Here is a 21,579-nt window from a genome sequence, read left to right as displayed (position 1 = left end):
TCATCATATACGAAAACGGGCTCTTTTCAAAACTTTATCACAAAAATAAATGGAAAGTCATAAGTCAATAACCTTAAATATTCATGTGGTTAACTATAAATAAGAGAATCAATTTACAGGATTAATTGTCTTTTTCTTCATCATCCGCTTTTGCATCCTTCAGATAAGGGTTCAGGCTGTCTTGCAACAGTTGCTTGACCTGTACACGCAGTTCTTTGGGAAATACGACCTCGGCCTCTGGCCCGTATTTTAGCAAAAGTCGGGATACATATCTAAACTCTTCGACCGGAATATATCCCTGCCATTCCTGAGCCTGCCCTTCCTGATGGGAAACATTTTGGAAGAGGGCATCTGATCCGGCCAGCCTGACACCCAATGCGGTAAATTTTATTTTGGACGGAATTCCTATACGGGAATCCTCCGAAGCCAACCATTCTTGAAGTGTAGGAAGGGTGTCCAAGGTGTCGTCCAGCATCGTTATTGTGATCACCCGATCTGAACGATACAAAATGATGCGGTCTCTGCTATACGCTGGCATGTACCAATATCCGTGATCAAAATACAGTCCAATCGGATATACCTGAGTCCACTTTGCCCCGGAAGCGGAGCGGTAATGCATGTTCACCCGGCGCTTATTCAGCGCAGCCTCCAAAATGATTGAGGTGTAGGGTGACTCTGCGTGAGTAGGTAGCATACGAAAAGAAATGTACTCCTTTAATTGATCGATGCTGTCCTGCACATCCTGTGGAAGTTCGGCATAATAGTGCTCGGATAAATGCTCACGAACTGAGCCAAAAGGGATATCTGGAATGTTCTCCAACAGTTGCAGCATGAGAAAAAGACCCAAGGCCTCGTCACGAGCAAGATGAAGGGGAGGAAGAAGCCGATTGGGAAGTGCCCGATACCCGCCATGAGGACCCATTTCGGTATAAAGGGGTAATCCGGTCTGCTGCAAATAGTCGAGATCTCTCTGTATCGTCCTGACGGAGACACCAAAACGTTCAGCCAGCTCACGCGCCGTATATTTTTTTCGGGAATCCAGTATCCTCATAAGAGCAATTCTGCGTTCGTTCATAAGGTACCCCTCTAATCAAAAATTAATTTAAAATGACCGTTTAACTACGACATACGATGTCATAAATACATTGTAACATTAGGATATAGAAAGGAGTGAATGAACACTATGAAGGATTTGAAATCAAACGCAGTTGTGCTGTATATTGCCATGAGTCTCGACGGGTATATCGCTTTGCCGGACGGTTCGGTGGACTGGCTGTATGATGTTAAAGGGGATGGTGGGGACAATGGATATGCCGACTTTTACGATACCGTTGGTACGGTGCTGATGGGCAGACTGACGTATGAGGAAGTATTGAAGCTCTCAGATGATTTCCCTTATGCTGGAAAGCCATGCTATGTGCTCACACGAGCATTAACGGAGCAACAGCAGGCGCCACATATTACATTTACGGACGAAGCTCTGACTGAACTGGTTCCACGTCTACAAGGACAATCGGAAGGTGCGGTATGGCTAGTCGGTGGAGGCCAGTTAGTCCAGGCCTTCTTACAAGCTGGACTGCTGGAGAAAGCTATCATTGCGATCATTCCCAAAGTGCTTGGACAAGGGATACCGTTATTTCCAGAGGGAACACTACCAAGTACGTTTGAACTCCAAGAAATAGAACGCCGCGGGGATATTGTTCTTCTCCATTACCATATATAATTAATTTTGCAAAAAAGCCTTCGTATGTTCAGGATCATGCAATTTCCCTGACATACGAAGGCTTTATCGCGTGCTTTTGTTCTTATTTAGTCTTCAAATTTTCCCATGTTTTCTGGAAATCATCGAATAGCTTCCCAGCATCCGATTTACCTGCCACATAGGCTTGCATCTGACTTCCGAATTCTTGCTGTGCTCCTTCAGGATAGCGGCTAAAGAACCAGCCCAGCAGTTTGTTTTCCTTACTGTACTTCACCACTTCAGCACCCAATTGGCCCATATCAGCCTCTGCCCCTTCGATGCTCTTGAACGCTGGAATAAACTTGAATTCCTTGGTGATATACTTTTTACCCTGCTCGGATGTTACCATCCAGTTTAAGAACTCTTTCGCCTCGGGTTTGACAGACGAATTTTTATTAACCACCCAGTTGTTGGCGACACCTACAAACAGCTTATCTCCGGCTGTTGCGTCTTCACCAATCGGCATAGGCAAAATACCCAGATTCAGCTTCGGATTAATTCCATCAATTTGGACTTGAGTCCAGTTCCCCTGCTGCATCATGGCAGCCTTTCCAGTGGCGAAGTTCGTTACCTGCGTGTTGTAATCAGTCGTGAGCGGCTTCGTATTCCCATACTTCAGTGTCAGATCGAACAACTTAACCCACTCGGCAAATACAGCGTTGCCCGGAATCTTTGCAGTTCCATCATTCAGTCCCTTAACGAAGGCCGAAGGGTCTGGCTGATTGGCAAATGCCACGTTCAGCAAATGATTGCCCAGCACCCAAAACTCCTGATATCCATTAGAAAATGGAGTAATCCCAGCGGCTTGGAGCTTTTGTGCAGCTCCCTCCAGTTCGGACAATGTTTTAGGGGTCTCCGTAATCCCCGCCTTCTTGAACAAATCCTTGTTATAAATAAAGCCGTATCCTTCCAGATTCATCGGCTGACCATACAGCTTGCCGTCTTTGGTCATCGGCTCTTTGGCGACATCGACCACATCCCCAACCCAAGGCTGGTCAGACAGGTCCTCCAAATATTCCAGCCACGTATCCAGCTCGCGGTAACCGCCGACGTTAAAAATATCCGGCTGCTCCCCGGAAGCAAACTTCGCCTTTAAAGCCGCTCCGTAATCACTGCCCCCGCCCACGGTCTGAATATCGAGCTTGATCCCTGGATGAGACGCTTCGTATTCCGCCTTCATGCGGTTCAGCGCTTCTGCAATCTCTACCTTGAATTGAAAAATGTGAATGGTTTTTTCCTTCACTTCCTCTTTGCCTGCGTTTTGTCCGCCACTGCTGTTACAACCTGCCAAAACCAGGGCAAAGGCCGCGAGAAGCAAGATTAATGCTTGAGCTTTCTTTTTAAAAGTATGCGTTTTCATTTTGATGTTCCTTTCTATTCTAAATTCATACCAGATGAACTCGAAAAATTCATGTGGAAACGGAGCTAACGGAATGGTGCTGAACAAGCGATAGCGCTCGCCTTTGTCTCTAGATTCCCACCTTTATTCGTTTATTCAGGGAAATCTGGAGGCTAACAGCGATGGTAAGCACCCTCGTTTGCGGAGTGGCACACCGTGTACATTTTCAGCTCATCCCACACTCAACCCTTGACCGAACCCGCCATAATACCTTGTATAATATATTTTTGCATAGCCAGAAAGAATGCGATGACTGGCAAGATGCCCAGCACCAGAGCAGGCAAAGCCAAATCCCACTGCTTTGTGTATTGTCCGAAAAAGGCATAGGTCGCAATCGGAATCGTGCGCAGCTCAGCCTTTTGCAGTACCAGAGAAGGCAGGAGATAATCATTCCAAATCCAGAGCGTATTTAAAATAATAACAGTTACCATCATCGGCAGCATCAACGGATACACAATTCGGAAAAACACTCCGTAAGGCGTACAGCCGTCCACCGTAGCTGCTTCTTCCACCTCGACTGGCACACCTTTGACGAATCCATGAAAGAGAAAGATCGACATTGGAGCTCCGAATCCCAGATAACAGATGACCAGACCACTTATACTGTTCATTAAATCCAGTGTACTTACAACCTTGACCAAAGGAATCATCACCGATTGAAAAGGAATAACCATAGCAGCTACGAACAGGCTGAACAACACTCGATTATAACGCGTCGGACGCCGGACCATTCGGTAAGCTGCCATTGAGCTGATCAGTACGAGCAGCAGATTACTAACTACCGTAACCACGAATGAATTCCATAAAGCTTCGGGAAAACGTGTGATGCTCCACGCTCTAGCGTAGTTGCTCCATACAAAGGTTTGTGGCCAGGCCGCAGAATCGGTGAGCAGGTCACCAAAGCTTTTGACCGAATTCACGAATAAAAAGTAAAACGGGACGAGGAATAACAATGCGACGAGGATCATCACTATCTCGGTCGCCCATGTTCCAAAGCGGTAGCGCTTGCTTGTTTCCATTTACGCTTCCACCTCCCGACTTTTCGTCAGTCGTACCTGAAGGCTCGTAACCAGAGCAACAATGATAAAGAAAATGAGTGCTTTAGCTGTTCCCAGCCCATAACGATTATTCACAAACGCTTCATTGTAAATATTGAGTGCAACCGACTCTGTGGACCCGAAGGGACCGCCTTTGGTCAGTGACAAATTAAGATCGAACATTTTGAATGACCATGATATCGCCAGGAAAAGACAAACCGTAACGGCAGGCATGATTAAAGGAAGTATAATCGACCGCAAAATTTGCATCCGACTAGCTCCGTCAATTTCGGCTGCTTCTAGCATATCGCGGGGCACATTGGTTAGGGAAGAGATATAAATCACCATCAAATACCCGGCAGTTTGCCAGATAAACACGATTACAATGCCCCAGAAGGCCGTGATCTCATCTCCCAACCAGGACAGATTGAAGAAGGACAAGTTCGTGCTCTCTCCGATTGCTGCAAATCCCTTGACGAAAATAAACTGCCAGATAAAGCCCAGCAACAGACCTCCGATCACATTGGGCATAAAAAAGATGGTCCTTAGTACATTTTTTGTTTTCAACGGTTTGGTTAGAAAATACGCCAGCAGAAAGCCAAAAATATTCGCAGCCACCACTCCTACCACCGTAAAACGGACCGTAAACCAGAACGCTGTCCCAAATTTGTCATCATTCCATAAAATGTGACTGAAATTATCCAGCCCGACCCACTTTGCCTGATTGGCTACTCCATTCCACTCTGTAAAAGAATAGTACATTCCGAGCATGAAAGGGATTACAATAATGATAACGAAAAATAACGTCGACGGCCCTACAAAAATCCATTGCTGTAGCCATTGCGACGACTTGGCGCGATTCAAACCGATCCCCCCTTATGTTGTCTATTGGTGTCTGGAACGCTCCTTTACGGCTTTCTTTCAGCAGTATGATGTTTGGGCCGTAAGGATATGCGATTCACATGTTCATTATGTCGAATAAGCGCTCTCGAGAACACGTAGGATCGTGAACCATTAAGGGGGAAAATATTGACCTCTGGCTCGCCTTGAATTGTGAAAGGAGCTCACTGCATGAAATTTTACAGTATTCGTTCTCGCCTAATCTGGTTTTTGCTCATTGCGGTCACCCTGCCGCTACTGCTGTCGATGACCATGACCTTCGTTCTCACCAAGCACTCCTTGCGGGAGCAGGCCACACAAGAAAATGAGCGGCTTATTTTTCAGGGAATTACGAATTTGGATAACTATTTACAGGGTTTGAATCGCGCGTCCATCGGAGTCTATAATGACCCTCATTTTCTGCGTAATCTGGCCAAAATTCCGGATGATTACCGGGCCGTCGCTGAAATATACACCACTCTGCAAACGATGATGAATGCTACGTCAGGCATTGACCAGGTGTATTTGCATTCTTTTGAGGCCGGGCAATCTACGCTGATTACCAGCACGGTTCCTCTACGGGAATTCCGGCTGGAGCCCTTTACCGGTTTTATTCATTATGGGCCTTCCGGACTGTTCATACAGCCCACGCATATGAAGCATTTGTACGGCTTTTCGGCGGTTTCCTATGCGGAGCACAGCACAGAGCAGCAAGTATTTACACTTCATCGGGCGATTCGGAACATTCCTGCCTCAGAGACGCTTGGGGTACTGGCTATAGATGTTGATCTGGAGCCGCTGCGCAGTATTTGCCGTCAATTGTATGATGCGGATACAGAGGAGCTGTTTTTGATCGATCGAAACGGAACGATCATATATAGCGGAAAAGAAGCATCAATTGGAACACACTGGAAGGAATCTGACCTGCTCAATCGAATTTCTAAAGAAGGCGAGCACGGAGTGATTGAGGATGATACAGCACTGCACGTGTACGGCAAGCTGGATGCCAACTTGTCAGGCTGGACACTCGTCAAGAAAATTCCACATCGTACGCTGTATTTACGGGCTACCCGCCTGACTCAGATCAATGCGGTCATTACAGGCGCAGCATTGCTACTTGCCATTGTTGCCACGTTATGGATTTCGATAAAAATCACGGCACCTATTAAGCGACTGACTCGTTACATAAACCAGATTCAGTCCGGTCAACTGGATGTAGACATTCGGGCCATGAGTAACGATGAAATCGGAATACTGTCGCGCCGTTTCAGACAGATGATGGATACCATCAATAACCTCATTTTGCGGGAATACAAGCTGGAGCTGGCTAACAAGACACATCAATTGAAAGCGCTTCAGGCACAGATTAATCCTCACTTTTTATATAATACGCTACAGTCTATTGGAACCCTGGCTCTACAGCATGAGGTGCCGCGAATTTATTCGCTGCTCTCTTCCCTTGCCAAAATGCTGCGCTATAATATGAGGGACCATACGGTCGTTACACTTAAGGAAGAAGCCGAACATGTAAAACAATATCTTGATTTGCAAAAGGAACGCTTCGGTGAGCAATTAGAAGTCACTTACCAGTGGGAGGATGAGGTCCTGAATGATCGGGTGCCTAAAATGATTCTCCAACCGTTGGTGGAAAACTACTTTAAGCACGGTGCCGATCCCCGGCTGGGGCCCGGTGAAATTCGCATTACAGGCAGCCGAATCCGGAAAGGCATTGTGAAAATAACAGTGGAAAATAACGGAACTAACATTCCACAAGCCGAGTTGGAGCAACTCCAGCATATGTTAAAACGTCCGCTAAAAGCCTACGAGGAGCCAGACACTAGCGAGCAGGACTCCATTGGCCTTCGTAATGTTCTATTGCGTATTCAGCTTCACTCGGAGGATGGTTCTAACACCCTGTGCGTAGACAACATTCTGCCTCATGGTGTCCGGTACACACTCGAAATTCGCACTGAAGCCCATACGGAGATTCATATTAAGGGAGAGTGATCTGTCAATGAAAGTCCTGATTGTGGATGATGAGAAGCATGTGCGCCATGCCATACGGATGCTCGTACATTGGGAAGCTTGCGGTGTGAGCGAGGTGATTGAAGCCGAGTCGGGCGATCAGGCGATTGAGGTCATTACCGCCCTTTCCCCACCCGTTGTACTCACGGATATGCGGATGCCCGGCAAGGATGGGATAGCACTGATGGAGTGGATTCAAGTCAATTCCCCAGCAACCAGAGTCGTGGTGGTCAGTGGCTATGATGATTTTGACTTGGTTCGACAGGTCATCCGCCGGGGAGGCATGGACTATATTCTTAAGCCCGTGGATCCAGTGGAGATTAACGAGGCTGTAAAAAAAGCCACTCAAGCCTGGCGGACAGCAGAGCAAGACCGGAACAGGCAGACGATGCAGGCCATGGAAGTCAATCGGATGAGGCCACACTATACTGATAAGCTCCTGACTGAAATCGTTTCCGGGATAGCGAATACCCCTCTTTCCATTACGCCCTTACGCGAGGAGCTACGTCTTCCCGCAGCTATTCAGATATGTAATGCAGCTGTGATGAGTACTACTCAGCTGGATGCCGATATACTGGACAAATATAAAACGCGGCGTGCGCTTTTGAGCTTTTCCCTCACTAACATCTGCAACGAATTTCTCGGATCTTCTCAAACCGGAGTTGCATTCCGTCATCTGGAGCGTATGGACGAAATTATTCTGCTATATTGGGGCGATCCATCTCGTTGGTCAAAGCTCTTGCAGGATATTCATACAGGAATCAAAACCGCTTTGCGGTGCTACATGCACATCGGGGTTGGCTCTTTTGGTGCCTTTCCCATAGCGGCAGCCACTGCCTACCAAGAGGCAAGGCAAGCGTTGTGGAAACGGGATGTGTTGCAAGCCGACTGGATGCACCAGAGTACCCAGACACGGCAGAGCATTCGTCTTCCCCAGTTACCTGACATGGAAGAGGAACTACGGCTTAGTGCGCTCAGCTGTAATGCCAGTCGTGTGTCTATAGCGGTAGGCCGCTGGATAGCAGCCGTAGCCGAGTTGCCTTCGGTTACAGCAGAGCAGCTAGCCAGTTGGAATCAAGAGCTGGACTGGATGCTGGCCCGCTGGTTGAATGACAGACCTGGAGATACCGATGGCGAGGAGATGGCAGATGAGTCCGGCTCCATTCATGCCTTGCCGGTCGACAACCGCGGCATGCTTTCGTTGCCCTTATGGCAAAGACAGGTCGAAAACCGACTGCTGGCAGCCGGTCAGGCACTTACACCAAGCCATAGTCCAAACAACCCGACCATCCGTGATATTGCCCGCTATCTGGATGCACACTACGACGAGGACATTTCTCTACAGGATATGGCGAGCCGCTTTTACCTCAGTCGGGAATATATTTCTCGTAAATTCAAGCAGGAGTACGGGGTTAATCTGTCGGACTATTTGTGCCAGATCAGGATGGGCAAGGCAAAGCTATTACTGCTGAATGACAAGCTGCGCCTTCATCATATTGCCGGTATGGTCGGTTATCAGGATGAAAAATATTTTGGCAAGGTGTTCAAAAAACTGGAGGGTGTCACGCCTGGCGAGTTCAGAAGACGCCATTCTGCAAATCCTCAGCCGTTATCGCATACAGCACGTGATCTTCCCACACACCATTAATCTTCAAGTAGTTGAGAGCTAGCCCTTCGCGGCGAAATCCTGCCTTTTCCATCACTCGATTGGAAGGCGTATTTCTTGGCATCACTCCAGCTTGAATACGGTGTAATTCCAACTCATTCAGGGCGTAGCGTACAATATCCTTCACTGCGGAAGTAGCATAGCCTTGTCCGTGGTAAGCAGGATCTACAAAGTAGCCCAGATTGGCGTTTTGAAAGGGGCCTCTAGCGACACCCGACAGCTCTATTCTGCCAATCAGCTTATTATTTTCCGGCAAAAAAAGTCCAAACGTATATCCCTGTCCGGCTTGTGCCGCTTCCAAACCGTTGGAAATCAGACGCGCCTGTTCTTCCAGGGTAAAGTAAACTTCAGGCCGTTCTGGCTCGAACGGTTTGAAAAAATCAAAATTTTCACGTCTGATCTCTAATAAACGTTCTGCATCATTTACTTGCAACAGTCGAATCTGTAGCCCCGGATGGGTTGACTCCATCAAAATCGCGCCATTAGCTCCATGTAACATTGTCAGTTTCCTTCTTTCTCAGTTATTCCTATATTATTGTGTTCACGGTCACAAGACAGGAAAATACCCCAGGTGCATGAGAGCAGCCTAGGGTATCTCCGTCATTCAAAATTTAGTCCGTAACAGGCATCCAGCCTGGAAGGGTCGTCAACGCACCCCACAGGTAGTCAGGAATGACTAGCTCCTGCTGGGCTTGCTTGGATAAGGTCGTGCGAATGGTATCTTCTGTGCCGTTTTGCACCTTCTGAACCCATTGCGGCTCCATCAAAAGTGGACGTCCCAGCGATACAAGCGGTACACCTGTCTCCAGTGCTGCAAGCGCCTCGTCCGGTGTATTCAGCGATCCGACTCCCATAATCGGCACACGGTTACCTACCTTCTCATGGATGAGAACGGTACGTGACCGTTCGTCACTACGGTCACGGAACGAACCACCGAAGAAATGATTTACGGAAATGTGCAGGTAATCCAGCCCTTGATCCGCCAGACGGTCTACAAGCACCATCGTATCATCCAGCGTGATGCCTGGCGTGTGTCCTTCCTCAGGAGACAAGCGGTATCCGAAAATGAATGGCCCCTTTGCATGTTCTGCGATCACTTTCTTCACTTCGTGAACAATCGCCAGCGGGAAGGTCATTCGTTTTTCAACACTTCCTCCCCATTCATCGGTACGAAGGTTGGAGTGCGGGGAGAAGAACTGCTGCACCAGGTAACCATTCGCTCCGTGCAGCTCCACACCATCATAGCCTGCTTCAATCGCGCGGCGAGTTGCTTCGCCATAGGCGCGAATGACGCGATGGATATCGTCGGATGTCATTTCACGCGGCACAGGTGCGCCTTCTTTTTCCTCAGCTACTGCGCTTGCACTAATCGGTTGTCCGTCTGGAATCTGATCCGGTGGACACAGGCGGCCACCATGATAAATTTGCAGGATCGCTTTCGCGCCCTCCTGATGAATCGTATCCGCCAGACGGCGCAGGCTAGGAATCATTTCATCCTTGTCCGCACCAAACTCATTAACAAATCCTTTACCATCTGGAGTTACATACACACAAGCGGTAATAACTGCGCCCACACCACCTGAGCGTTCACGGTAGTATGCCAGTTCCTCGTCACTCACTTCACCATTTTCGTGGGAAGCAAAGTTAGTCATAGGTGCCATGGTAATACGGTTCTTCAACGTAACACCGGATGGCAGGGTAAAAGCTTCAAATAGAGAATTATATTTTGGGTTCATTCTTTCTCTCTCCTTCAGTTAAATCAGATCAGATAATATAAGGCTGTTGAGCATGAAGCCAAATACGAATTCGATGTAGTTTTCCTCCATAACGACTCAAACTACTGTTGCTTACTTAAATACAGTGGTTATAATAACCACAGTATAATGATCCGCAACTATAAAGTCAAATCTATCCTTTCTGACCATCCCTAAACTGTTCGAAAAAGCTGAACCGTAGCCACTTGGCACAAGCCACTAACAAAGCTTAATGCTTCCCGGTTGTGCTTTTCTTCTCCTCCCGGCGGGAAAACCAAGTCGCGAGCAACGAGCCGGAAATATTATGCCACACGCTAAAAATCGCACTCGGTACAGCAGCAATCGGGTTAAAATGAGCTGCTGCCAGCGCAGCACCCAGTCCGGAATTCTGCATTCCCGTTTCCAGCGTAACAGCTTTACGCTTGGAAAGATCCATGCCGAACAGCTTGGCAAACCAATATCCAAGCAGGAACCCGATTCCGTTATGCAAAATAACCACACCAAAAATAATCGGACCTGTCTCCAAAATCTTGCCTTTACTGCCTGCAATCACAATAGCCACGATGAGCATAATCACCAGTGTTGATATGAGCGGCAGCGCCTGGACACTGGCTTCTGCCTGCTTGCGAAATAGCGATTTGACGATAACACCCAGCACAATCGGGACAATAACCACGATCAGAATATCCATGATCAGCGACTTCGCATCAATATTCATCCAACGTCCAGCAAGCAGGTTAATCATCGCCGGGGTAGCCAGTGGAGCAATCAGCGTCGACACCGAAGCAATCGATACCCCCAACGCCACGTCGCCTTTGGATAAAAGCGTCATTACGTTGGACGCAGTTCCACTCGGGCAACAGCCAACCAAAATGACACCTACCGCAATATCCGGTGGCAACTGCAATACTAATGCCAATCCAAAGGCCAGAAACGGCATAATCAGATAATGCCCGACCACACCAATAGCCACATCCACTGGACGCCGGAATACTTCGCGAAAGTCAGCCGCAGATAAAGTTAGCCCCATCCCGAACATGACAATGCCCAGAAATAACTGTATGTATCCTTTCAACCCTGTAAACGCCGCAGGAAAGAAAAATCCCAAGCATGCAAATAAAAGTACCCAGATGGAAAAGGTCCCTCCTACAAATTTCCCTACTTTCTCCAATCTATTCATTCAACTTATCTCCTTACTTCTATATAAGTTGAATTTGAGGAAATACAGCTTATATAGTGCTTAAAATTTTTATCATTGTACTACATATGACTGCATATACATACCACTTTTTATGATTATGCCGGGATCAAGAAACTTTTACCGTTCCGACATATTCGAAAGTAAAGTGGGTATATTCATAGTAGAAGATTGTGACCAGTCAGTCATTTTGGATCATCATTCGTTGAGGAGGAGATATCCCAATGTCACGAAGCCATCCGTATAAATGGTGGAATATTATTGTATTTATTGCTGTCGTTTTCATTAACTTTCTGGCTTCTACACTTCCTATCGGTGGCAGAAGTACTGCTGCTGTATCCAACATGTACCCTACCTTGATCACCCCAGCGGGTTACGCTTTTTCCATCTGGTCGGTCATCTACGTGCTGCTCGCCTGCTTTGTTGTGTATCAAGTTACACCTACAGGGCAAGCCAAGACAAGCGTTCAATCCATCGGTATTTTTTTTATTCTAGGCTGTCTTTTCAATATCATCTGGATTTTCCTCTGGCAGTATGTATACGTAGAACTGTGCGTCATCGTTATTATTTTATACTTGCTTTCCTTGGGCGTCGTGTATGTACGTACCCGCACACCTCAGCCAACCCGCGGAGAAATGTGGTTCGTCAAGCTACCGTTCAGCCTCAACCTCGGTTGGGTATCCGTTGCTACTATTATCAATATTGCAGTGGCACTGGAAAAGAATGAATGGAGTGGCTGGGGACTCAGCGATACGACATGGGCGATCATTATCCTGCTCATCGGCACCATATTGGCGATCATGGTCAGCTTTCCTTATCGTGACAGCATTTATCCTCTCGTATTTGTATGGGCCTATGTCGCCATCGCCGTCGAGCATCCGAACCATGAAAATGTACGGCTGGCTGCATTGATCTTGGCAGCAATCATTCTGGTGTACGCCCTATGGCTATTCTTTGCCCGTAATCGAGACCGGGATTAAAGAAACTATTGATATCTACTAGCAAAAACAAGCGAGTTCGGGTCTGAATCATCTAGCCCAAGCTCGCTTGCTTTGTTTATTCATTTTATCCAATATGATTAGGTATAGACTTTGATCAAATCTATAAGCTTGCTTGTTGAGTGATCTACACCGGGTACAGACTATTCGCCCTTCAATGCAATGACTTCAATCTCTACCAGTGCATCCTTAGGCAGACGGGCTACCTCCACCGCACTGCGTGCTGGATAGGGTTGCTCAAAGAAAGAACTGTACACCTCATTGACGCTGACAAAATCGTTCATGTCCTTCAGGAATACAGTCGCTTTCACAACCTGGTTCATGTTGCTGCCTGCCGCTTCCAGAATGGCTTGTACGTTGCTCAAGGACAGGCGTGCCTGCTCCTGTACATCCTTACCAAACTCACCTGTTGCCGGATTCAGTCCAAGCTGTCCCGAAGTGTAAACAAACCCGCCTGCCTCTACCGCTTGGCTATAAGGGCCGATAGCACCGGGTGCTTTTTCAGTCGCAATTGTTTTTTTCATATGGGTTGGATTCTCCTTCCTGATACTGGTTCACCGTATTATAGCATGTGAAGCCCAAAGCCACTATTCCGTGCGACGGATTAACGCACTTGATGAATTAGAGATTACGATCGATGTGCCGCAACATACAGACCACCCATAAAACACAAATAACGCCGCTGCTGCCCGAATCATCGGGCAACAGCGGCGTTATTATCATTTTTAATCCTAAACGTGGTTTTACACGTTTACATCCGCATCCGCACCCGTTCCTGAACCAGTTTCCTCAACATCGGATGTTAGCTCCGCACCGATGACCCGAATGATGTCGTTCGGATAAATATGTACGCCGCTCGCCTGCGCAAGAGCGATTCGTACCATGGCTCGTGCGATGACCGAAGCCGGGATGGCACGGTAGGAAGCCAGCTTGCCCGTCATCAGACCGTCCAGCGCTTTCATGACAACAGCGGCAGCGGCTTCGCCCAAACGTCGTTCAGGTCTCGCTCCCAAGATCAGCGACGGACGGAACAAATGCAGCGCAGACAGCCCGATAGCAGCAAGCGCCTCTTCAGCCTCACCCTTGGTGCGATTATAAAACACGCGTGAATCTGGATCGGCCCCCATCGCTGAGATAGCTAGCATCTGTACAGCACCAGCCTCTTTGCCCAACTGGGCAGCTAGCACTGGATAGTCCACATCCACCTGACGGAACTGCTCCTTGGAGCCAGCCTTTTTCATCGTTGTCCCAAGGCAACAAAAAACATCATCCACCCCTTCGAAGGCGAACGCCGTTTTCTGTGGCTGTTCCCAATCGATAAGCGCCTGCTCCAGCTTGGGATGCTTGATGTCCAACGGACGTCTGCCCATAACCATGACGCGGTTGTATTCCTTTTGCACCAGCAGCTCTCGTACAACATAACCCCCGACAAGCCCTGTTGCACCCACAACGACCGCTTTACGTTCCATGATAGACCTCCTTTGTGCCATAACGCTCCTGCTCCTACAATTGCGATTAGGTTAATTTAAAGGGTTGTTCGTCCGCCTCCTTGCTTTTGGACGGACACATCGGTAGGTACAGGGAAAATGTACTTCCATTGCCCTCCTCACTCTCCAGACGGATAAACCCGCCCAACAAGCGGGAAAAATCACGGCTGATGGACAATCCCAACCCAGTTCCTCCATATTTACGATTAATGGAACCGTTCGCCTGCTGGAATGCCTCAAAAATAACGTGTTGCTGAAGCTTGGAAATGCCGATGCCCGTATCTTTTACAGCAAATACAACCCAATCTCCCTCCTGTCCCTTTCGATCCAGATGTTGTGTACTGATTTCCAGCAATACACGTCCTTCATGAGTGAACTTAAAGGCATTGGACAACAGATTACGCAAAATTTGCTGTACTCGTTTGGAATCGGACCGAATTTCATTCGGTATAGGCTCATGCTCCTTTAAGCTGAATTCCAGGTTTTTATCCTTCGCAGTGACTTCAAACTGCATCATCATCACCTGCGCAATTTCACGCACATTGACCGGCTCACTTACGATTTCCATGTGTCCAGCCTCGACCTTGGACAAGTCCAGAATGTCGTTGATCAGTTGGAGCAAATCATGCCCCGAGGCATAGATGAGATCGCTGTACTGGTATAACTCGTCCTCATCCAGTTCCTTTCCCTGCTCGTTGATAATCTGCGCCAGGTTAATAATGCTGTTAAGAGGTGTACGTAACTCATGCGACATCGTTGCCATAAAATCCGATTTATATTGGGAAGCCATCATCAGTTGCTTGGCACGTTCCTCTAGAATGACCTTTGTCTTCTGCAACTCATCTCGCTGCTCTGATAACAACTCATTCGCCTGCTTAATCTGATGATTCCGCTGTTGCTCCATCTGAAAGTCCCGTAAAATCAGAGCAAATAGAAAACTGAGGACGATGCCGATTGGCAGTGTCAGAGGAACAACCTCCGCTACATAATAGCGCCAGGGAATGACGCCCAGGCAGGCTATATTTAACGTATTTACGATATTAACCGCTAAAATGGTCACCGATGCCTTGATAATCAGACGCCAGGTGGAACGCCGCATCCAGTAGTTCAATCCGGCGCACAGGACGCCCAGAATGCTCATATTCAAAAAGCCGACCCACGCCGCCATATGCAAACCGAAGGTAAATCTCGTAAGTCCGATTGCGACCCCAATAATAATAAGCGTATAGGAGCGGGGATACACCAATGCCGCGATAATCAGCGGTACAAAACGCAGATCAAAAATAACCGTTTCACTAAAGTTAAAACCAAAGCAAGAGCTGACCCATCCGCCAAATATCACTAGCAGCACGGAGCTGACATATTTGAACCGCGAAGAGGTACGACTCAAACCATATTTATAAATCACGTTCGCCACATAAGCAACGGCAATCAGCATCCCTAAATTCATTAAAAACATCATTGAAAATTGCATGGACTCACACTCCCATAGCGCAAAAAATTGGATGCCAGGCCTATGTTAACCGCGTTTGCCTTTCTTGTACATCATAACATGAAGCCCCATCTTTCGACATGTCAAAAGATGCTTAGCTCCCTATATAAAAAAGCGAACCTCAATGGCTCGCTCTAATGTGCTGATACCTATAGAATCAGCTTGTGATGCCTTTGTTCCGGCGCCACTCCTTGACAAATAATTCGGCAAAATAAGGGTCCCATTGGGTTCCCTTTCCCTCCTCCAATATCATAACCGCCTTCTCTTCCTTCATACCTTGCCGATAGGGGCGATTAGACGTCATTGCATCATAAGCATCCGCTACAGCAATGATTCGTCCAAATAAGGGGATATCTTCCCCAGCGAGCTGGTCAGGATATCCTTTGCCATCATAACGTTCATGGTGCGAGCGCACGCCAGGCAAATAAGGGGCCATAGCATAAGCCGGTTCAACTTGCCGGAGAATGCTCTCCCCCATAACCGGGTGCATTTTAATCTGATCAAACTCCTCGTCCGTCAGCTTGCCGTCCTTGAGTAGCACAGCGTCAGCCACGCCGATTTTACCGATATCATGCAGCAAGGCTGTTTTGCGCAGCAAATCGATGTCCGCCTCATTCAAACCTCCCTTGCGCCCAATGAGTACAGAGTATTCAGCTACACGCAAAGAATGTCCTGCGGTATAGGCATCTCGTGCATCCAGTGCTGCCGCCAAGGTGGCGAAGTAACTGTCCAATAGCTGACCGTTCTTTTCTTCCCGTTCCTTTAGGCCCTCAATCATCATGTTAAATCCTTCGACCAGCTCCGCAAATTCGTCCGAATACAAATCGCTGGCATTACTGTTCAGGCGGCCTTCCTTCACTTCATTCATTTTTTCCAGCAGGTGGTGGATCGGCTGTTCGATCTCACGGGTCAGCAACCTGCCTCCCAGATAAGCAAAGGCTACACCAAAGATTAAAATCGCACCCGCCCATGCCCAATAGGAACTAGAATTCGCCGCCTCCAAACGTTCCAAGCGAATCTGTGTAGCTAAACAAAATAAAAATAAAGGAAAAGCACCAATGAGCGTCGCACTTAACTGAAATTTATGCCGAAGCGATAGCAGGACTCGTCCTCGCAGGGACAGGCTCAATCCATATTGCTGGTAGGTTCGATCCCGAATTTCCTCCAGCAGTGGTTTGATTGCTCTCATGGTCAGGAAAAATTCAACCAGTGCGTGCATGGAAGCGACCAGACAAGCTCCTATACAGGCGATTCCTACATAATACAAGGGAAAGGTAAGTTGTCCAGTATGTATCATCCATAACGCAATGACGGTTGCCGGGATAGAGAAGCCTAACAAATGCGGTCCTACAATACGTAAAACTGACAAATTAGGCAGATGATGAACCCGGATATACACCGCTTCTACATCCTTGAGTGTTTCCTGGTTACCTAGAAAAAAACGATGAACCGGTCTCAAATGGACTCGAAACACTATGGTTTCACAAGCAATCATAATAACACTGGAAAATGCAATAATTTTAACAAGACCCCAAATTTCATGGTGGGCTACATTTAAGGTGGAAAATACAAAAATCATACCTACCAACAATACAGCGATAAACGAACCTATAATATAGTTCAGGATAACATGCTGAATAAAGCGCTTATAGGTCGGCAAATTGCTACCCCTCTTTTCATCCGTACACTCTAAAATATCTTGTGTATTCAATATCGGAGTCCAACCATCAAAAGTTTACCTTCTTGCTTGAGCATTTTACAATACGAAGACGGCTTTTAGTCTGCAATTTATAGATGGGAAATCATGCTATTCTTAATTAAGAAACCAAACACACCTTGTGTTTTAGATATATTCCTGCTATACTATTAAAGTATGTATTAACCCCATAAGATTCCACGCAACAAGCTATTACTCCTAATCACCGTATGGAGCTTCTCCAAATTTTATGTATAACCCTAATGTAGAATTTTGAGCTTTTGCCGAAGATTTTCACATTCACACTGGCGCGGTCATCGGAGCCGCAAGGACGAAAGAGAGGTAGGGCTTTTGTCGTTTGGAAAATGAACAGTGGAATCACACTGCCCCTTATGAACATGCTGACCATATATTGCAAGGTAGCAGGGGTTGAATATATATTATGCCATCAAACGATGAAGTTTGGGCAAGCTGTGCAGTACATGCAAACTGCACCCATCCTCCGGATGATCCCCGGGGGATTTTTCATTTTACGGAAACCGTATCATGAACAAAAAAATGACCCCGTCGATACATCGACAGGGCCTATAGCTTGATCAAAAAGGGGTTAATAGGGTCATTATAGTCTCGCTTTCTTAAAACTAAATGATATGCACCTTAAAAACTCATTAATTCTCCAGTTTTATATACCTTTTAATAATTCGTCCAATATTCTGTACCATCGGTCGGCATCGTTTGCGTAGTGGAACGTCTTGTTTCGGCTTGAGTGCGCCTTTGGGTCGAGGGACGCTCCCATCCTTCCAGTAAAACAACATGTTGGGTACCCGAATTGTTTTCCCAAGTGATGTAGCGCTCCTGTTCCATATGTCGCAAGGCGACTGTAATTTCAGCGTCTCGCTTGCCCGTTTTTACGGTCAATTCCGCCATTGTAGGCATGTGGCGATGCTGGGCGAAATAATTATACAAAATACGTAGCAGCTTTCGTTCCAAATCTGGCAACATCGTCTTCCCTCCTAAAAAGAACATATGTTCCCATTATAACACATAAAAATGCACCCTCCTACTGGAAGATGCACTGGGCTTGTATTCCCATGTTGAATTCAGCCTTTTTCCTTCTCTTGACGACCGACAGAGCGCAGCCACCAAGCGACTCCACCAACACTTCCAAGTGCCAGAACCGTTAAGAAAATAATATAGAACAAATGAAATGCACGATCACTCATGGCAATCGCCTCCCTTACTTTATGTATACACTTTCCAGCTAAGCCTGTAAACCTCTTTTTGATCCCACATTCTAAATTTCCCCAAGAACTCGACAATAGATACTTGCTTGAGATCCATCGGTGCATACTAACTAAAAATGGTTAATACCAAATATGAGACAGACCAAGGAGGTTATCGAATATGAAATTCCTATTGATCGTGATCATCGTCGTGCTGATCGTTGTGTTGCTTATGAGAAGACGCAGATAAGCGGCGACATCCTGCATGGTTAAAAAGGAATACAAAAAGGGCTTTCGGCACATCACCGAAAGCCTTTATTCATATGAGGTTAGGGCTAAATTACGCCTTGTTCTTCTTGCTATATTTAATAAAAGCAATTACAAGCGCTACAGCAAACAATATTCCGCTGACTACCCATGTTGTCAGAAATGCCATACCCAAACCCACATTAGACCCCATCGTCGGGTGCTGCATGGCAGTAAACACCGAGCCCTGCATCATAAATATGGTACAGAATAAAACAACGGGCGCCAAAATAATCGTGCTTGCCGTCTTCCGACTACCAGATACTGCGATCACGCACAGAGCGGAAATCACCAAGATTACCCAATATATAACTGCTTCCCAAATCACTGAAGTGCCCACTGTTCAACCTCTTTTCTATCCATTCGTATATGCCTCTTCTATTGTAACAGACGTCACACAGTGAACCAAGCCATAATTTGATCAGAAAAGGGGTAAACTCTGCGAATAACGTAAATAATGTACAGTAGCAATCCTACATTAAAGACAGGAAAGGAAATGATTCCATGAGAAGTGCAAGCCCTTTTGTCATTGTAAACGACGTGCAGCAGTCAATTGACTATTACCAATCGGTTTTAGGCGGAAAAATCAAAGTGCTAAACAAGCAGGAAGGCAGACTCTTGCACGCTGAACTTCACCTGGGTAGCAGTCATATCCATTTTTCGGATTCCTACGGTAAGCCGCTGAAAGCACAGCATGTACAAATCATTCTCGACTGTGAAAGTGAGGACGAGCTTAAGCAGGCTTACCACGCACTAGCAGAAAAGGGTACCGTTACCGTGGAGCTACAAGATACTTTCTTTGGTGCGCTGCACGGCGAAGTAACAGATCACCTCAACCAGATTGGATGGGTGATGAACTATTTTAAGAGATGATCACGTTCAGCCATAACCGAATACGTCTTATAGCCACCATCAACGTTCCTCACCCGATAACCGTATTGGATCAAAATTCGGGCCGCAATATAGCCTCGCAGACCAACTTGGCAGGATACCGCGATCTCCAGATCACTAGGGATTTCCGCCATCCGCTCTCTAATCTCGGCCAGAGGAATATGAATCGAACCTGGAATGGCTCCTGCCTGTAGCTCCACTGCATCCCTAACATCAATAATAAGACCACCCTTTCGGTGAAAATCATCAACTTCATGCCACTGTATCGTTTGGACCAGCCCATCCATGATATTCGAAGCCACGTAGCCAGCCATATTCACAGGGTCTTTTGCTGAAGAATAGGGAGGTGCGTAAGCAAGTTCAATATCAGCCAGTTCTCGGACGTTCAAATGACCACGAATAGCCGTCGCAATGACATCAATTCTTTTGTCTGCTCCATCAGCTCCAACAGCCTGCGCCCCATAGATCATCCCATTCTCGGGATTAAAGAGCAGCTTCATAGCGATGGGTGATGCGCCAGGATAATAACCAGCATGCGAACCGGGATGAATATGAACAGCCTGATAAGGAACACCCAGCCGCTGTAATGTTTTTTCATTATTACCTGTAGATGCTGAAGTCAATGCAAAGGTCTTAATGACGGATGTTCCGAGCGCCCCATCATAAGAAATTGTCTGACCGTTAATATGATCCGCTGCCAAGCGCCCCTGACGATTGGCTCCCCAAGCTAGCGATACCATCGTTGCAAACCCATGATTGCGGTCCTTGACCTGGATGGCATCCCCCACCGCATAAATGGCCGGATCGCTGGTTTGCAGTTGGGCGTTGACCAGGATGGCGCCGCGAAAACCAAGTTCCAATCCGCTTTGCTTGGCCAACTCATTTTCAGGAACAACACCGATCGCCAGAATAACCATGTCCGTCTGAAGCACACCCCCGGAGGTCAAACGAAGTTGTGCACCCTGCTCTTCAAAAGCCGTGACTCCTTCCTCTAAACGCACCTCCACCCCGTTCAGTCTCATATGCTGTTCTACCAATTTAGCCATTTCAGGGTCCAGCGGATTCAATAATTGTTGTCCCATATCAATAATAGTTACTGCAAGTCCACGCTCTCGCAAATTCTCGGCCATCTCCAGCCCAATAAATCCGGCCCCGATCACCGTGACATGCTTTGGATGTCTTTCATCTACATATGCCTTAATAACGTCCGTATCATGAATATTTCTTAATGTAAATAGATTCATAGCTTCATGTAATCCGGGAATGTCCGGTATCATCGGTTTGGCTCCCGGCGACAATACCACAATATCATATGGCTGCTCATCTGTTTCCCCTGTAACCATATCGCGGAAATGGACGAGCTTCTGCTCCCGGTCTATTTGTATCACTTCTTTCAGTACCCGCACATCTATATTAAAACGGTCTCTTATCCCTTGAGGTGTTTGGAGAAACAGCTTCTCTCGCGCAGGGATTACCCCGCCAATATAGTAGGGAAGGCCACAGTTCGCAAAAGAAACATGCTCTCCGCGTTCAAACAGAGTAATCTCGTCTTCCTCATTCCATCTACGCAATCTCGCAGCAGCAGAAGCTCCACCTGCTACCCCGCCAATAATAACTATTTTTCTACCCACTTCTTCCCCTCCTTATATACCCTATGGGGTATAGTATATACCTATGGGGGTATGTTGTCAACACGCAAAAAAAGACGGAGGTTGCCCCCCGCCTGATCAACCCTGAACGAATACCGATCTGGGTCGAAAAATCACTTGCGATGCTACACGAATGCT

20 protein-coding genes are annotated in these 21,579 nt (G+C 47.0%); 5 read left to right on the top strand and 15 right to left on the bottom strand.

Annotated elements, in window-relative coordinates:
* Window positions 1–121 precede the first annotated feature (121 nt).
* Window positions 122–1,075, bottom strand: a complete 954-nt coding sequence (locus tag ACWA2B_RS08100; RefSeq protein ID WP_029515986.1) for a helix-turn-helix transcriptional regulator — start codon at window positions 1,073–1,075, stop codon at window positions 122–124.
* 108 nt (window positions 1,076–1,183) lie between these two features.
* Between ACWA2B_RS08100 and ACWA2B_RS08095 the strand changes: the two genes are divergently transcribed.
* Window positions 1,184–1,723, top strand: a complete 540-nt coding sequence (locus ACWA2B_RS08095) for a dihydrofolate reductase family protein (RefSeq protein ID WP_029515987.1) — start codon at window positions 1,184–1,186, stop codon at window positions 1,721–1,723.
* 82 nt (window positions 1,724–1,805) lie between these two features.
* Here the strand turns inward: ACWA2B_RS08095 and ACWA2B_RS08090 are convergent, their stop codons facing one another.
* From ACWA2B_RS08090 to ACWA2B_RS08080, 3 genes are all read right to left on the bottom strand, one after another.
* A complete protein-coding gene (locus ACWA2B_RS08090) occupies window positions 1,806–3,101 on the bottom strand; it encodes an ABC transporter substrate-binding protein (RefSeq protein WP_165148071.1) in 1,296 nt (431 codons plus the stop codon).
* A gap of 221 nt (window positions 3,102–3,322) precedes the next feature.
* Window positions 3,323–4,159 (bottom strand): carbohydrate ABC transporter permease, encoded by an 837-nt coding sequence (locus tag ACWA2B_RS08085; RefSeq protein ID WP_029515989.1) that lies wholly within the window; start codon window positions 4,157–4,159, stop codon window positions 3,323–3,325.
* Window positions 4,160–5,041, bottom strand: coding sequence for a carbohydrate ABC transporter permease (locus ACWA2B_RS08080; RefSeq protein WP_029515990.1), 882 nt, complete (start codon window positions 5,039–5,041; stop codon window positions 4,160–4,162).
* A 207-nt stretch (window positions 5,042–5,248) separates the two neighbouring features.
* Between ACWA2B_RS08080 and ACWA2B_RS08075 the strand changes: the two genes are divergently transcribed.
* Entirely contained in the window at window positions 5,249–7,063 is a 1,815-nt protein-coding gene (locus ACWA2B_RS08075) for a sensor histidine kinase (RefSeq protein WP_342434794.1), read from the top strand.
* A 7-nt stretch (window positions 7,064–7,070) separates the two neighbouring features.
* Entirely contained in the window at window positions 7,071–8,729 is a 1,659-nt protein-coding gene (locus tag ACWA2B_RS08070; protein WP_029515992.1) for a response regulator, read from the top strand.
* On the opposite strand, the gene ACWA2B_RS08065 is transcribed toward ACWA2B_RS08070, so the two are convergent.
* From ACWA2B_RS08065 to ACWA2B_RS08055, 3 genes are all read right to left on the bottom strand, one after another.
* Window positions 8,659–9,246, bottom strand: a complete 588-nt coding sequence (locus tag ACWA2B_RS08065; protein ID WP_029515993.1) for a GNAT family N-acetyltransferase — start codon at window positions 9,244–9,246, stop codon at window positions 8,659–8,661. The genes ACWA2B_RS08070 and ACWA2B_RS08065 overlap by 71 nt on opposite strands.
* A gap of 112 nt (window positions 9,247–9,358) precedes the next feature.
* Window positions 9,359–10,483 (bottom strand): NADH-dependent flavin oxidoreductase, encoded by a 1,125-nt coding sequence (locus ACWA2B_RS08060; protein WP_029515994.1) that lies wholly within the window; start codon window positions 10,481–10,483, stop codon window positions 9,359–9,361.
* A 247-nt stretch (window positions 10,484–10,730) separates the two neighbouring features.
* A complete protein-coding gene (locus tag ACWA2B_RS08055; protein WP_029515995.1) occupies window positions 10,731–11,681 on the bottom strand; it encodes a bile acid:sodium symporter family protein in 951 nt (316 codons plus the stop codon).
* A 242-nt stretch (window positions 11,682–11,923) separates the two neighbouring features.
* Between ACWA2B_RS08055 and ACWA2B_RS08050 the strand changes: the two genes are divergently transcribed.
* Entirely contained in the window at window positions 11,924–12,679 is a 756-nt protein-coding gene (locus ACWA2B_RS08050; RefSeq protein ID WP_449291890.1) for a tryptophan-rich sensory protein, read from the top strand.
* Between the two features lie 161 nt (window positions 12,680–12,840).
* On the opposite strand, the gene ACWA2B_RS08045 is transcribed toward ACWA2B_RS08050, so the two are convergent.
* From ACWA2B_RS08045 to ACWA2B_RS08015, 7 genes are all read right to left on the bottom strand, one after another.
* Complete coding sequence (locus tag ACWA2B_RS08045) at window positions 12,841–13,221, bottom strand: RidA family protein (RefSeq protein ID WP_029515998.1); 381 nt, start codon at window positions 13,219–13,221, stop codon at window positions 12,841–12,843.
* A 219-nt stretch (window positions 13,222–13,440) separates the two neighbouring features.
* Window positions 13,441–14,166: an NAD(P)H-binding protein gene (locus ACWA2B_RS08040; RefSeq protein WP_318627634.1), complete on the bottom strand. Its 726-nt coding sequence runs from the start codon at window positions 14,164–14,166 to the stop codon at window positions 13,441–13,443.
* Window positions 14,167–14,212: 46 nt separating this feature from the next.
* The gene (locus ACWA2B_RS08035; protein ID WP_029516000.1) at window positions 14,213–15,658 is read right to left on the bottom strand and encodes an ATP-binding protein; all 1,446 of its coding nucleotides are present in this window, start codon (window positions 15,656–15,658) and stop codon (window positions 14,213–14,215) included.
* A 175-nt stretch (window positions 15,659–15,833) separates the two neighbouring features.
* The gene (locus ACWA2B_RS08030; protein ID WP_165148047.1) at window positions 15,834–17,336 is read right to left on the bottom strand and encodes an HD-GYP domain-containing protein; all 1,503 of its coding nucleotides are present in this window, start codon (window positions 17,334–17,336) and stop codon (window positions 15,834–15,836) included.
* 729 nt (window positions 17,337–18,065) lie between these two features.
* On the bottom strand, window positions 18,066–18,374 hold the full coding sequence (locus ACWA2B_RS08025) for a hypothetical protein (RefSeq protein WP_029516002.1): 309 nt from the start codon (window positions 18,372–18,374) through the stop codon (window positions 18,066–18,068).
* 98 nt (window positions 18,375–18,472) lie between these two features.
* On the bottom strand, window positions 18,473–18,595 hold the full coding sequence (locus tag ACWA2B_RS08020; RefSeq protein WP_342434792.1) for a hypothetical protein: 123 nt from the start codon (window positions 18,593–18,595) through the stop codon (window positions 18,473–18,475).
* Between the two features lie 340 nt (window positions 18,596–18,935).
* Window positions 18,936–19,241 carry a hypothetical protein gene (locus tag ACWA2B_RS08015; RefSeq protein WP_238794843.1) on the bottom strand — a complete coding sequence of 102 codons (306 nt, stop codon included), beginning with the start codon at window positions 19,239–19,241 and terminating at the stop codon, window positions 18,936–18,938.
* A gap of 164 nt (window positions 19,242–19,405) precedes the next feature.
* On the opposite strand from ACWA2B_RS08015, the gene ACWA2B_RS08010 reads away from it, so the two are divergent.
* A complete protein-coding gene (locus tag ACWA2B_RS08010; protein ID WP_029516003.1) occupies window positions 19,406–19,774 on the top strand; it encodes a VOC family protein in 369 nt (122 codons plus the stop codon).
* Here ACWA2B_RS08010 and ACWA2B_RS08005 read toward each other — a convergent pair.
* Window positions 19,759–21,423 carry a CoA-disulfide reductase gene (locus ACWA2B_RS08005; RefSeq protein WP_449291889.1) on the bottom strand — a complete coding sequence of 555 codons (1,665 nt, stop codon included), beginning with the start codon at window positions 21,421–21,423 and terminating at the stop codon, window positions 19,759–19,761. The genes ACWA2B_RS08010 and ACWA2B_RS08005 overlap by 16 nt on opposite strands.
* Between the last annotated feature and the right edge of the window lie 156 nt (window positions 21,424–21,579).

The organism is Paenibacillus sp. CMM36, from assembly GCF_053570945.1.
This window is presented reverse-complemented; position numbering and strand designations above follow the sequence as displayed.